At 41.6% G+C, this 231-nt stretch carries 1 pseudogene; it reads right to left on the bottom strand.

Annotated features, from left to right (window positions below):
- Nucleotides 1–6: 6 nt before the first annotated feature.
- A pseudogene (locus FS736_RS24020) lies at nucleotides 7–231 on the bottom strand (multidrug ABC transporter ATP-binding protein); the annotation flags it as partial.

The following is a 231-nucleotide window of genomic DNA, read 5'->3' as shown; positions in this document are numbered from 1 at the left end:
TTCATCCTAAAAACCTTTTTCTCCCAGCAATTCCTCATCACTCCCCTTTTCAATCATTTCTCCATTCTCTATAACCATAATCTCATCGACATTTTTAATCCTATTCAACCCCTCCCCAATCCTCAACCTTCTTCTTCCCTTCACCACATCCTGCACCGCTTCCTCTATTTTCAACTCACTCATTCTATCAATGCTCCTTCTCCCTTCATCCACTATCAAAATCCCACCATC

This window comes from Cytobacillus oceanisediminis 2691 (genome assembly GCF_007678455.1).
Classification (GTDB): Bacteria; Bacillota; Bacilli; order Bacillales; family Cytobacillaceae; genus Mesobacillus; species Mesobacillus oceanisediminis_A.
Note: the sequence above shows the minus strand (reverse complement) of the source record. Positions and strands in the feature narration are given on the sequence as shown.